The organism is Bacillus sp. GMa5/1 (genome assembly GCF_050172015.1).
Taxonomy (GTDB): domain Bacteria; phylum Bacillota; class Bacilli; order Bacillales; family Bacillaceae_G; genus Bacillus_A; species Bacillus_A cereus.
The window spans coordinates 1-12,638 of the sequence record NZ_JBNLYC010000002.1 but is presented as its reverse complement, the minus strand read 5'-3'; the positions used below and the strand labels follow the sequence as shown (position 1 = coordinate 12,638).

The following is a 12,638-nucleotide window of genomic DNA, read 5'->3' as shown; positions in this document are numbered from 1 at the left end:
CTATAATAATCGAAGTGTAGGGAAATTGTCCATTATATTTTCACAACTACATTTTCTTCCCCGACAATTTCACGAAGTGCTCCTAAACATTCTTCACTTGGATGAATCGATAAACTCCGAGATAATTGTACCATTTTATGTTCCTTTTCATAATAAATTAGTACTTTCGCAAAACCTGAATAGTCGAACAATATTTTCGTAACCCGATTTAAAAGCTTTTTCTCATACTGAGATGGCAATTTCACGTAAACAGATGCGTCTTTCTTTTCTTCATAAACATCCATTTCCTCTAGCGGATATAGTCCATTTACAATCCATTGCAGCTTATGATTTCTTAGCTCAATCGTACCGTCAACTAAAACAATTGCTCCTTCTTGCAACTTATCCGAGAAATGTATATACGTTTCCGGGAAGAGGACCGCTTCCATTTCATCATTTTGATCACAGAATGTAATAAATGCCATCTTTTGAAACTTTTTCGTACGAATCACTCTAACACTTGTTATATACACAATAGCTCTTTGTACTTTTTTCTTGTGTCGCATCGCCTGAGCGAGAGATGGAATTTCTAATTCTTTTGCTAACTTCACATATTGCGCTGTCGGATAACTTGATAAATAAAAGCCAAGTACTTCTTTCTCTTTATTTAGTTGTTCAATAAAAGATAGCTCTTCTCCTTGTACATATTTTGATTTTGGAACAGCATCTCCTAAATCACGTGCGAGATTCGCGTACTCTAACGCCCCTTTAATACTTTTCCATAAATTCGTTCTCGAAACACCAAAATCATCAAAACATCCCGACCAGACGAAAGCTTCTAAATTACGCTCCGTTACGAACTTTGACGGCATACGGAGACAAAATTCAAATAAATCTTCGAACATTTTTTTCTCTCGTTCTTCTAATAATGCCGTCACTGTAGCCATTCCAATATTTCGGATCGAAAGTAAACTGTAACGTATCGCATTCCCTTCTATTTGGAAGTTATAACCACTTCTCTGAAGAGACGGCGGCAAAACGTGAAAACCTTTCCGCTTCGTTTCTCGTATATACTGTACAATTTTATCTTCATTTCCAATTGCGCTTGATAATAATGCCGTCATAAATTCCAGCGTATAGTTCGCTTTCAAATAGGCAAGCTGATATCCGATCATACTGTAAGCTACAGCGTGACTTCGGTTAAAACCGTAATTCGCAAATCTTACAATTAAATCATAAATTTTTTCAGCAGACGTCTCATCATATCCATTTCGCAAACATCCCTGGACGAAATGCTTACGTTCCTGATCTAAAATATCACGATTTTTTTTACTCACTGCACGGCGCAGTAAATCTGCTTCTCCAAGCGAAAACCCTGCTAACTTCGATGCAATTTGCATAATTTGTTCTTGGTATACAATGACGCCGTATGTTCTTTCTAAAATTGGCTTTAAATCCGGATGTAAATATTCGATTTTTCTTTTTCCATGTTTCGATTCAATAAAAGTCGGTATCTGTTCCATCGGTCCTGGTCTGTATAACGAGTTAACAGCTACGATATCTTCAAACTCATTCGGTTTTAACCCGCGAAGTACATTTCGCATACCGCCTGACTCAAGCTGGAATACACCTGTTGTATCTCCTCTCCCTAATAATTGGAATGTCTTTTCATCTTGAAGAGGTAAGTTTCTTATATCGATTTCTTTCCCAGTTTTGTTCGCGATAAATTTTATAATATTTTCAAGTAACGTTAAATTACGTAATCCTAAAAAGTCCATCTTAAGCAACCCAAGTTCTTCTAGCGCATCGGCTGGATATTGCGTAACATAAACATCGTTATGTCCTTCTTGAATTGCTACACTGCCTGTTAGCGGTTCTTGACTCATAATAACACCAGCCGCATGAATAGACGTATGACGTGGTAAACCTTCTACACGTTTTGCGATTTCAAACACACGCTCATGCAAAAGATTCCCTTGTATAAACTCACGAAGTGATTGTGATTCTTCATATGCATCTTTTAACGTTATACCAAGCTTTGATGGGATAAGTTTTGAAAATATATCAATATCTCGCGGCGGAAGCCCCATTACGCGGGCAATGTCTCTAATTGCCGCTTTTGCTGCAAGCGTACCAAACGTTACAATTTGCGCAACACGGAGCTGACCGTATTTATCTTTCACATAGCGAATCATCTCATCACGTCTTACGTCTGGAAAATCAATATCAATATCAGGAAGCGTCACACGTTCAGGATTTAAAAACCTTTCAAATAATAGATCGTATTCAATTGGATCAATATCTGTAATTTCTAATACGTATGAAACGAGTGAACCAGCTGCCGATCCACGACCTGGTCCTGTTAGAATATGATTTTCATGTGCATACTTCATAAAATCCCATACGATGAGGAAATAATCACTAAATCCCATACGAGAAATAACATTTAATTCATGATCCAAACGCTTTATATGCACTTCTTTCGGTTCACCATATCGTTTCCGCAAACCTTCTTCACAAACACGACGCAAGTATATATCACTCGTTTCATTAGACGGAACAGGAAACTTCGGAAGTTGATTTACATGGAACGGTATTTCTACTTGGCAACGCTCTGCAATTTTTATTGTATTTTGGATTGCTTCCGGCGCATGGGAAAATAGTGCTTCCATTTCATCCGATGACTTTAAATAATACTGATCTGTTTTCAGCCTCGGCCTATCTGGATCAGTCATTTTCGTTCCACTTTCAACAGATAGTAAACATTCGTGAACAAGCGCGTCACTTTGATTGATATAGCGCACATCATTTGTTGCAACGACTGGAATATTAACCCTACTAATAAATTCAGGTAGTTTCTCTTGTAAAAGCAACTCATCTTGAATTGCATGATGCTGCAAACTCATATAAAAATGGCCGAACATATTTTGATACGTGCGAGCTACTTCTTCAGCCTGACTCTCATTGTCTTCTAGTAATAATTGCTCAATTTCGCCATCTTTACCTGGCGAAATAGCAATTAATCCTTTCGCATAATGCGCAAGCCACTTCTTAGGAATACCTTCTTTGGACTTTGTCATAATACTGCTAGAAATCTTTAATAAATTTTGGTAGCCTATTTCATTCTCAGCAAGTAATACAAGCGGATAAGACCTTTCTTCTTCTTCACTAAAAATAGAAGCGGTTAATCCAATAACAGGCTGTATACCATGTTTCTTACATGCTTTATAAAACGGAATAACACCATACATAACATTTTCATCCGTAATAGCTAACGATGAAAAACCAAGTTCTTTCGCCCTGACTACAAGCTCATCAATTTTACAAGCACTTTTTAATAAACTAAAAACGGTTTGACATTGTAAATGCACAAACTTCACTGTTGTACCCTCTCTTTACCTATTTGACTACTTTTATTATAGGTGATGAGGAAAGCGGAAATCAAAACATACTTCTTATACTTTGTCCATATATATGAAGAAGAAAGGGGAATGACGATGGATGTAAGAGAACATACTTTTTTCTCTCTGCTTATTATTAGTTATTTTATTGCCTTTGGGGTTATACTTGGCGGTTCATTAATTGGTGGATTTGGTGCGTTTCTTATCGGAAAACCAGCTCTAACTTACATTAATCAATTCGCCCAAAATTTAAGAATTTGGGCACTCGTTGCAGCAATCGGCGGAACATTCGATACCTTTTATAGCTTTGAAAGAAGTTTCTTTGGCGGAGATATGAAAGATATCGTAAAACAAATTCTCCTTATTTTTTTCGCAACTGGTGGTATGCAAACAGGTCTCATTATTATTAAATGGCTAACGCAGGAACATGTATGAGAGTACCAAGTGCCAATACAGCAAAAAGATGGTACTTAGTATTAGCTGGTGCTGCTGTTGGAGGCGTGTTGAGCTGGTTTATTTTTTTGTACATATACGGTGTTTTTCAACAAGAACAAGCTAGTAAAATAGCAGAACAAAGAGAAATTATAGAAAAACAAGAAGCAAAGCTCCACGTCCTTCTCGAAGATCAAGAAAAATTGAACACTGAAAATAAACGGCTCTTAACCATTCAAGAGATTAAAATAAAACTTATCAATCGAGAAAAATACGATTTAGACAATCTTACACTCGAAAATATGACTACATCTATTCATAATGATCTCCAGCATCTTTTAACGAAAAACATTCAAAGTATCGCAAAAAATAAAGACCTACTAAAAAAGGTAATCGAAAATAAAACATACAAACATTACGATCGCCTATACCGTTTTAAAGTCGATACAATATCTTTTGATACAGTGCTTGAAATTAGCATTACTATAGAGAAAGAAAAATAAAGAAGGAGGGCTTTAGCGCCGCTCCTTCTTTTCGTTCTAACATATAGTCTTTTATTTACAAATCTCACGTAAATCAGCAAAAAGACGATCCGCTTCTTGCCAAGAAGATGCCTTGGCACCAGAAGCCATCGGATGCCCTCCGCCGTTATATTGCATTGCCAATTTGTTTATAACTGGCCCTTTTGAACGAAGACGAACACGAATTACGTCATCTTCCTCTAAAAATAGAACCCACGCCTTTAATCCATCAATATTGCCAAGCGCTCCAACAACACCAGATGCTTCAGAAGGAAGTACATCAAACTCTTCTAATACTTCTTTCGTTAATTTAATGTAAGCTGCTCCTTCTTCTACCATCGTAAAGTTTTGTAAAATATAACCGTTTAAACGAGCAATTTTTTCTTTTGTCTTATACATTTCATTGTATAAATCTGTGAATTTCACACCCATATCAACAAGCTCACTTACGTAACGAAGTGTTTTTGCTGTCGTATTTGGGAATAAGAAACGACCTGTATCTCCAACAATTCCTGCTAAAATAAGGCGAGCTGCTTCTTTTGTTATTTTTAATCCTTTATCTTTTCCATAGTTATAAAACTCATAAATCATTTCACTTGTAGAACTCGCTGTCGTGTCTACCCACGTAATATCTCCATATGGATCTTCATTTGGATGATGATCAATTTTAATTAACATCTTCCCTTTTGTATAGCGTTGATCGTCAACCCGTTCTTGATTCGCAGTATCACAAACAATAACAAGCGCATTTTCGTATACACTATCTTCAATATCATCCATTACTCGTAAGTATGCTAGTGACGGTTCATTGTACCCAACCGTATAAATATTTTTCTCTGGAAACGATTCTTGTAGAATTGTACCAAGACCACCCTGTGAACCTAACGCATCTGGGTCCGGACGCACGTGGCGATGAATAATAATTGTATCAAACTCTTTAATTGCTCCTAAAATTTGCTCATGCATATGTATAATCTCCTTTTTAATCAACTTCTTCACTTTATCCTCCATTATAACGGAAAGTATTTCATACATGCGAACAATTGCTTTATAATAAAAGTTAGAAAGTTTAGATATTTCTTTTTCTTTTCTATTATTTTTCACAAAGCGATGGGAGTGTTCATTATGCCAGTATTAGTCTTCTGTATTATCGTCTCATTTATGTTGTACCTCTTTTACAAAACAAAATACTTTCGTACAAACCGCCCAATGGAGAAAGGTTGGCTCTCAGGAAAATCCGCAATGGCACTCGGTTCATTCGTTTTATTTTTCGGGATAAACCAATTCTTTTTAGAACTTTCAACCGCTCGTATTATCGTTGGTGTTTTATTCGTTCTATTTGGTAGTGCAAGTGTATTTAACGGGTTTCGCCAATACAAACATTTCTTGCCATTAGCAGTTAAAGAAGCCGAAGTCTATGAAGCAACATAAAAAAGCATCAATATTGTGATGCTTTTTTACGTCCCTTAACTTTCAAAATCATATATGCAACAAACGCAGATGGTATATTAAATGGGTTACCTTGTACATGAAAATGTAGTTGTTCTTCTCCAAAAGACATTTTTTCATATAGCTCTCGCTGAGATAATCCTGTCTTTTCCTTTTTTTCATGTAAACCTTGTAAATATAAATATTGGATCGGTATCATTACAAGAAAGTAAAATAGTGCGATACTACCAAAAAAGAGTACGGCTGACGACATAATGCATACCACCTTTCAGAAATCCATTTTCTTACAATATAATCATAACACAATATACAACCAAATTGAATTACTATTCTGTCTTTTCTTACGTTACGTTACTTTTCCACTCCACTCCATACATATTTCACTAAAACTCCCATCTAAAATCATGCCTTTCAAATTTAAAACAACAAAAAAAGATGGAACAAATCAAAACGATTTGTTCCATCTTTTTATTTATCGATTAACTGCACCATAAGTAATGCCTTTCCAACAACATTACCTTCATGATGCACCTCTACATCGACCTTACCAAATTTACGCCCAATTTCTAATACTTTCGGATGAACAGATACAACATTGTCAATTTGAACCGGCTTTACGAAATAAATCGTTAAGTTTTCAACAATTAAATCGCTTTTCTTTTGCGCACGAATGACGCGATTTGTCGCTTCTGTCACAATTGTTGCAAATACACCGTACGATAACGTTCCGATTGAGTTCGTCATTTGCGGCGTCACCGAAAATTGATATAGATGCTCATTCTTCGCTTCTTTCGGCGTCATAAATTGATTCGTTACAATATCATCAATGGTTTCTCCAACTTGTGGCTGACGTTGAATCATTTGCAGTGCCTGAAGTACATCTTGACGGCTAATAATACCTTGTAGTTTATTTCCTTCATCAACAACAGGAAGTAACTCAATACCTTCCCACACCATCATACGTGCCGCAGCTGCGACAGACATTTTACCGTTCACTGTAATTGGGTGTTTTGTCATCACTTTATCAATTGGTGTTTCTTTCGCTACACCGATCATATCTTTTGAAGTCACGATTCCTAGCACTTTGTTACTTTCATCAACAATCGGATACCTTCCGTGCATCGTCTCTTCATTATAGGCATGCCATTGCTGCACTGTATCATTTGGCTTTAAATATAACGTTTCTTCAATTGGCGTTAAAATATCTTCAACGAGTACAATTTCTTTCTTAATAAGCTGATCGTAAATCGCACGGTTAATTAACGTTGCAACTGTAAAGGTATCGTAACTACTTGAAATAATCGGCAGTTTTAATTCATCTGCTAATTTCTTCACATGATCTTCCGTATCAAATCCGCCCGTAATTAATACAGCGGCTCCAGTTTCTAACGCTAATTGATGTGCGTTCGTACGGTTACCGACAATAAGTAAGTTCCCAGCTTCTGTATAGCGCATCATCGCTTCTAATTTCATTGCCCCGATTACGAATTTATTTAACGTTTTATGTAGTCCTTCTCTGCCTCCAAGTACTTGACCGTCGACAATGTTAACGACTTCTGCATATGTCAGTTTTTCGATATTCTCTTTCTTCTTTTGTTCAATTCGAATTGTTCCGACACGTTCAATTGTACTAACATACCCTTTATTTTCTGCATCTTTAATTGCACGGTAAGCGGTCCCTTCACTTACACTCAAATCTTTCGCAATTTGTCTTACAGAAATTTTATGGCCTACTGGCAGGCTATTAATATGTTCTAAAATTTGGTTATGCTTGGTAGCCAAATGGTTTCACCATACTTTCTTTTCCCTAAATTCTTCATGTGTTGTACTTTCAGTATACTATATTTTCAAAACTGTTACACTCTCTCTTTGCATACCTGTACTATTTTTTTTATAACAAAATGACTCTTACATTCCACCAGTCATTCTATTACAACAATGTAATGCTATTGTCATCTCATTCGATAGTTCGCACACTTGATTACCTATACAATTAAGACAAGAAATAAAACAAAGGAGCGAACACATGATGAAAAAACTTTTAGAGGTTGTAGGTGCTGTATTTTTAGCTTTCGTAGATGGGAAAAAAGTTACAATGGAATTGAATGAAACACCTGAACAGCCACATACCAAAAGAAAAGAATCACCAAAACAAATACAAGTATTAAAAGCTGTCCTACACACGTAAAAACCCTTCACTTTTCTTTTCAAATGAAGGGTTTCTTTTCTATAGTGTAATACTTTCTCCAGCTTCTAATACTTTCCCTGTACAATCTTGTAGCTTTTCTACAAATTGATATGGATCTTGTTCAATAACTGGGAACGTATTGTAATGCATCGGTACAACAGTTTTCGCATTAATCCATTTTGCCGCTAGTACAGCATCTTCTGGTCCCATTGTGAAATTATCACCAATTGGTAAAAATGCTAGATCAACTTTATTTAATTCCCCAATTAACTTCATATCAGAGAATAGTGCAGTATCTCCTGCGTGGTATACAGTTCTCTCTTCTGCTGTAAATAAAATACCTGCTGGCATACCTGTATATGTAATCGTCTTATTTTCTTCATCAATATAACTAGAACCGTGGAATGCTTGTGTAAACTTCACTTTTCCGAAGTCAAATTCATGTGAACCACCAATATGCATCGGGTGTGTATTTACACCTTGCCAACTTAAAAATGTTGCTAGTTCAAATGGCGCTACAACAACTGCATTATTTTTCTTCGCAAGTTCTACTGTATCTCCAACATGATCACCGTGTCCATGCGATAAAAGAATTGCATCCACTTTTACATCTTCAGCTTTTAAATCTGTTCTCGGATTACCTGTTAAAAACGGGTCAATTAAAATAACTTTTCCATTCGCCTCAATTTTCACAACTGAATGTCCATGATAAGATACTTTCATTATTACATTCCTCCCCTATTCACATTCTCACTTTTTATTCTACATGATTTTTCAATCCCCTGTCTTTTCTAACATCTATTTACTTGTCATAACGCTTTCTTCCGAGTTAAAGTTATATTTGTAATTAAATATCTCGGGGGTGCCAATCGATGAATGCTAGATTAGAAAATTTAATGCAATGGCTAAAAGAAAAAAACGTAGAAGCTGCGTTCTTAACTTCTACACCGAACGTCTTCTACATGACAAACTTCCACTGTGAACCACACGAAAGACTTCTTGGTATGTTTGTATTCCAAGAAAAAGAACCTATTTTAATTTGCCCTAAAATGGAAGAAGGCCAAGCACGTAACGCTGGCTGGGCACATGAAATTATCGGATTTACTGATACTGACAGACCATGGGATATGATTGCAAAAGCAATTAAAGACCGCGGCATCAATGCAAATGCAGTTGCAATTGAAAAAGAACATTTAAACGTAGAGCGCTACGAAGAATTAAAGAAATTATTCCCAAATGCAGCTTTCAAATCAGCTGAGGAGAAAGTTCGCGAACTTCGTTTAATTAAAGATGAAAAAGAACTTTCTATTTTACGCGAAGCAGCTAAAATGGCGGACTATGCTGTTGAAGTTGGTGTAAATGCAATTAAAGAAAACCGCAGCGAGCTAGAAGTATTAGCAATTATTGAACACGAATTAAAAACAAAAGGCATACATAAAATGTCATTTGATACGATGGTATTAGCAGGTGCGAACTCTGCTCTTCCACACGGTATTCCTGGCGCAAACAAAATGAAACGCGGCGATTTCGTACTATTTGATTTAGGCGTAATCATTGATGGTTATTGCTCTGATATTACACGTACAGTAGCATTCGGTGAGATTTCTGAAGAGCAAACTCGCATTTACAACACTGTACTTGCTGGACAACTACAAGCAGTTGAAGCATGTAAACCAGGTGTTACACTTGGCGCAATCGATAACGCTGCTCGTTCTGTTATTGCAGATGCAGGTTACGGTGACTTCTTCCCACACCGCCTTGGTCACGGACTTGGAATTAGCGTACACGAATATCCAGATGTAAAAGCTGGTAACGAGTCTCCATTAAAAGAAGGTATGGTCTTCACAATCGAGCCAGGTATTTACGTACCAAACGTAGGTGGCGTTCGTATTGAAGATGATATTTACATCACAAAAGACGGATCAGAAATTTTAACGAAATTCCCGAAAGAATTACAATTTGTAAAATAATAAAAAAGGCAGCGGGATTGCTGCCTTTTTTATTTCTCTACTATTTCAAATTTCTCTACAATCATTTTTGCTGGATAACTTTCAAGTATTTGAGAAAACCATACTTTTATTTTATCCCCTGTTTTTAACTGTTTATATGCGTCTTTGTCCTTAAAGCTCAAGACTATATGTGCTGGATGATCTTTATTCATTTGTTGTTCTATATAATGTTGCAACTCTACTTTTGTTTTAAACGTTTTATCATCGGCAAAAAACACCGTGTCATTTCTTAATATAATATACCCTTCTTTTACCGTTACTTGCTCTACTTGTTTTGTATCACACGCTGATAATACGACTAGAAATACACTTAAAAACATAACAATTTTCATATGCCTATTCATTTTTAACCCCTTACTCTAGGCTATTTCAAATTTAGCACCATCTTCTCCTCATACTTATCATCCCATTTAATCACAATCTCTATTAGTTCATCTTTAGAGATAGGCGCGCAACTTACACAAGAAGACTTCATTTCAACCTTTGCTCCTCTATGAACTTCTGACGTTTGTGTCATTGTACTAAAGGCTCCATTAATAGCAATCTCTAAATTCTTAAATTCTGTATTCCCATCTCCGCCCTTATACTGAAACGTAAACACTCCATCTTCACTGTCGTCCTTAATATGGCCCTTATATTGTCCCGTCCAACTTTTGCTCTCGCTAGAAAAAGTAACATACGAAATGGAACAGCTTCCTAAAAAGAAAATACTAATGAAAAAGAATAATGCTCTCTTCATAATGCCCACCTCCATTCAAAAGCACTTATTTATTGTCTATTTCTTCCTCTTATTATACTATTAAAATACAGAATTTTCTAAAATAGGTGGTTTATATGTTACAACAACAGTTAGAAGAAATTCGTAATAATCATTACGTAATGGATACAATTAACATGGATTCTTTAATTTCCAATATGCTTAAACATATCGGTGTTACCGATAGCTATTTAAGGGACAAACTTATTTGCTCTACTTTTTACCATCTCATCAAAAAGGACTACCTTTCACACACACAATTACAGAAACTATTATTAGAAAGCATCAGTGACAAATATTTATTGTATAAGATTCATTCGGATGACGAAGATGCGGTATTTACCCGTGCATTTACAACATTATTAATTGCACTCATTATTGATGCCGATACAAATCATAATTTCTTATCACAGGCTGATCTTTTACATGTAAAAGATCGATTAGTGTTATATATGAACAACGAGCATGATTTCCGCGGATATGTGCAAGACCACGGCTGGGCACATAGTATCGCTCACGCTTCTGATACATTTGAGGCGCTTGTTCGTAGTCCTAAACTGGAAACTTTATATTACGAAGAAATATTACAAACTTTATTAAACAAAGTTTGTGTCCATTCTATTTACTACAAATATGAAGAAGACGAACGTCTCGTTTATCCGATTGTCGCAATGCTACAAAATGGTCTAAAGGAAGAGGTACTCCTATTAGCCCTTCATGAATTAGTAGCTCAATTACCCGTCAAAAAACAGACATTACATACTGAATCGTACGAGTACCTATACGGAAATATAAAATCTTTCTTACGTAGTTTGTTTTTCCGACTACGCACACTGTCTATATGTGAAGAAACCGAATGCAAAATTGAAAAATTGCTGCAAGACCTTCCAAAATATTATTAAAAAAAGAAGGCCACTTAGAAAGTGCCTTCTTCTATTTCACTAATATTTAATTGAAATTTCACGATCCAAACTGAAAAAAGGTGGACAAGAAGCGCAAACGCCATACATGCTCCGCTTAAAAAAGTTAGTATAGGATGCGAATACACGTGCCCCAATCCATAGGATATCGCCACGAAAAACATTGTTATGTAAATATAAATTGCTCCATGTATTTGCCTCATATAAACCTCCTTTTCCCATATTATAACATAAGTTTTCTGATTATTCACATTAATTACTCGTAATCAATATTTCTCAACTGTTACACCCCTTACAGCAGCCTTAATATACGGTGACCCTTGTAAACTTTGTAAATCCTCTGTTTTCCTGTTACGACTACACCGTATATTGGTAAGTCTTTTGGTTTGGTGTTTTTTATTTCTTTATCCCGCATTAACAGGCAGTAAGACCCCACATCAAAATTCAGCGGAAGCAAAGAAGTTAGGGGGGGCGGACTGCTCGTAAAAGCCCGATTGGTGAGGGCTGATAATCAGTGGGGGATGCCCTCACCACTGATTAAAGTTTCACTTTATAGTTTATCCTAAAATATTCTCGATATCCCTCTTTATTTTCACTTAAAGATATCCAAATACAGCTTTTATAAATTTTTCCATAGTAAAAAGCACATTTATTTTGATGTGCTCTTCACATATAATTTAGTAAAATATGAACCATTTTTTTGAAACAAAAACTCCCACTCATCTCTCCCCATACTATCGTTATGACTTAGTTGCCATAATAATTGAACGAGGATAAAATCCCAGCTTTTCATAAAATGATACAGCTTCATTTCCATACACTACTGTTAATTCAATTTCATCTATCTTTTTCACTTTAAACCATTCCACTGCACTATTCATTAATTTCAAACCAAATCCGTTTCTTCGGTATTTTTCATCAACAAATAAAACTTCAATCTTTCCGCTTACGCTTTTACTATACGCTATACAAAATCCTAATA

Annotated in this window: 15 protein-coding genes and 1 pseudogene; 6 read left to right on the top strand and 10 right to left on the bottom strand. The window is 35.9% G+C overall.

The genetic code is table 11. The annotated features are described in order from the left end of the window. Nucleotides 1-32: 32 nt before the first annotated feature. On the bottom strand, nucleotides 33-3,359 hold the full coding sequence (gene dnaE, locus ACQGSG_RS00630) for a DNA polymerase III subunit alpha (RefSeq protein WP_000673729.1): 3,327 nt from the start codon (nucleotides 3,357-3,359) through the stop codon (nucleotides 33-35). A gap of 42 nt (nucleotides 3,360-3,401) precedes the next feature. Between dnaE and ACQGSG_RS00625 the strand changes: the two genes are divergently transcribed. After that, nucleotides 3,402-3,815: a YtrH family sporulation protein gene (locus ACQGSG_RS00625; protein ID WP_002005839.1), complete on the top strand. Its 414-nt coding sequence runs from the start codon at nucleotides 3,402-3,404 to the stop codon at nucleotides 3,813-3,815. Beyond that, nucleotides 3,812-4,315 (top strand): sporulation membrane protein YtrI, encoded by a 504-nt coding sequence (gene ytrI / locus ACQGSG_RS00620; protein ID WP_001265740.1) that lies wholly within the window; start codon nucleotides 3,812-3,814, stop codon nucleotides 4,313-4,315. The genes ACQGSG_RS00625 and ytrI overlap by 4 nt, the downstream gene beginning before the upstream one ends. 51 nt (nucleotides 4,316-4,366) lie before the next feature. On the opposite strand, the gene ACQGSG_RS00615 is transcribed toward ytrI, so the two are convergent. Further along, the gene (locus tag ACQGSG_RS00615) at nucleotides 4,367-5,299 is read right to left on the bottom strand and encodes a DHH family phosphoesterase (RefSeq protein WP_000545137.1); all 933 of its coding nucleotides are present in this window, start codon (nucleotides 5,297-5,299) and stop codon (nucleotides 4,367-4,369) included. A 159-nt stretch (nucleotides 5,300-5,458) separates the two neighbouring features. Between ACQGSG_RS00615 and ACQGSG_RS00610 the strand changes: the two genes are divergently transcribed. Beyond that, entirely contained in the window at nucleotides 5,459-5,764 is a 306-nt protein-coding gene (locus ACQGSG_RS00610; RefSeq protein ID WP_001144776.1) for a YtpI family protein, read from the top strand. 7 nt (nucleotides 5,765-5,771) lie between these two features. On the opposite strand, the gene ACQGSG_RS00605 is transcribed toward ACQGSG_RS00610, so the two are convergent. Beyond that, a complete protein-coding gene (locus tag ACQGSG_RS00605; RefSeq protein WP_000093045.1) occupies nucleotides 5,772-6,035 on the bottom strand; it encodes a DUF3949 domain-containing protein in 264 nt (87 codons plus the stop codon). 215 nt (nucleotides 6,036-6,250) lie between these two features. Then, nucleotides 6,251-7,564 (bottom strand): CBS domain-containing protein, encoded by a 1,314-nt coding sequence (locus tag ACQGSG_RS00600; protein WP_000201590.1) that lies wholly within the window; start codon nucleotides 7,562-7,564, stop codon nucleotides 6,251-6,253. Nucleotides 7,565-7,808: 244 nt separating this feature from the next. Between ACQGSG_RS00600 and ACQGSG_RS00595 the strand changes: the two genes are divergently transcribed. Further along, complete coding sequence (locus tag ACQGSG_RS00595) at nucleotides 7,809-7,970, top strand: hypothetical protein (RefSeq protein ID WP_000976305.1); 162 nt, start codon at nucleotides 7,809-7,811, stop codon at nucleotides 7,968-7,970. A gap of 39 nt (nucleotides 7,971-8,009) precedes the next feature. Here ACQGSG_RS00595 and ACQGSG_RS00590 read toward each other — a convergent pair whose 3' ends face one another. Then, on the bottom strand, nucleotides 8,010-8,693 hold the full coding sequence (locus ACQGSG_RS00590) for a metal-dependent hydrolase (protein ID WP_000868929.1): 684 nt from the start codon (nucleotides 8,691-8,693) through the stop codon (nucleotides 8,010-8,012). A 149-nt stretch (nucleotides 8,694-8,842) separates the two neighbouring features. Between ACQGSG_RS00590 and pepQ the strand changes: the two genes are divergently transcribed. Next, the gene (gene pepQ, locus ACQGSG_RS00585; protein WP_000994024.1) at nucleotides 8,843-9,940 is read left to right on the top strand and encodes a Xaa-Pro dipeptidase; all 1,098 of its coding nucleotides are present in this window, start codon (nucleotides 8,843-8,845) and stop codon (nucleotides 9,938-9,940) included. A 29-nt stretch (nucleotides 9,941-9,969) separates the two neighbouring features. On the opposite strand, the gene ACQGSG_RS00580 is transcribed toward pepQ, so the two are convergent. Together ACQGSG_RS00580 and ACQGSG_RS00575 are read right to left on the bottom strand one after the other, a co-directional pair. Further along, on the bottom strand, nucleotides 9,970-10,323 hold the full coding sequence (locus tag ACQGSG_RS00580) for a DUF3221 domain-containing protein (protein WP_001079374.1): 354 nt from the start codon (nucleotides 10,321-10,323) through the stop codon (nucleotides 9,970-9,972). Nucleotides 10,324-10,343: 20 nt separating this feature from the next. Further along, nucleotides 10,344-10,718, bottom strand: coding sequence for a hypothetical protein (locus ACQGSG_RS00575; protein ID WP_325842517.1), 375 nt, complete (start codon nucleotides 10,716-10,718; stop codon nucleotides 10,344-10,346). A 95-nt stretch (nucleotides 10,719-10,813) separates the two neighbouring features. Here ACQGSG_RS00575 and ACQGSG_RS00570 point away from each other — a divergent pair, with 95 nt between their 5' ends. Next, a complete protein-coding gene (locus ACQGSG_RS00570) occupies nucleotides 10,814-11,638 on the top strand; it encodes a DUF2785 domain-containing protein (RefSeq protein ID WP_000941455.1) in 825 nt (274 codons plus the stop codon). A 14-nt stretch (nucleotides 11,639-11,652) separates the two neighbouring features. On the opposite strand, the gene ACQGSG_RS00565 is transcribed toward ACQGSG_RS00570, so the two are convergent. The 3 genes and pseudogenes from ACQGSG_RS00565 to ACQGSG_RS00555 all read right to left on the bottom strand — a co-directional run. After that, nucleotides 11,653-11,859, bottom strand: a complete 207-nt coding sequence (locus tag ACQGSG_RS00565; RefSeq protein ID WP_001248905.1) for a hypothetical protein — start codon at nucleotides 11,857-11,859, stop codon at nucleotides 11,653-11,655. A gap of 63 nt (nucleotides 11,860-11,922) precedes the next feature. Next, nucleotides 11,923-12,062: pseudogene (locus tag ACQGSG_RS00560) on the bottom strand (anti sigma factor C-terminal domain-containing protein); the annotation flags it as partial. A gap of 334 nt (nucleotides 12,063-12,396) precedes the next feature. Then, on the bottom strand, nucleotides 12,397-12,638 hold a 242-nt coding region (locus tag ACQGSG_RS00555), incomplete at its 5' end, for a GNAT family N-acetyltransferase (protein WP_426947009.1).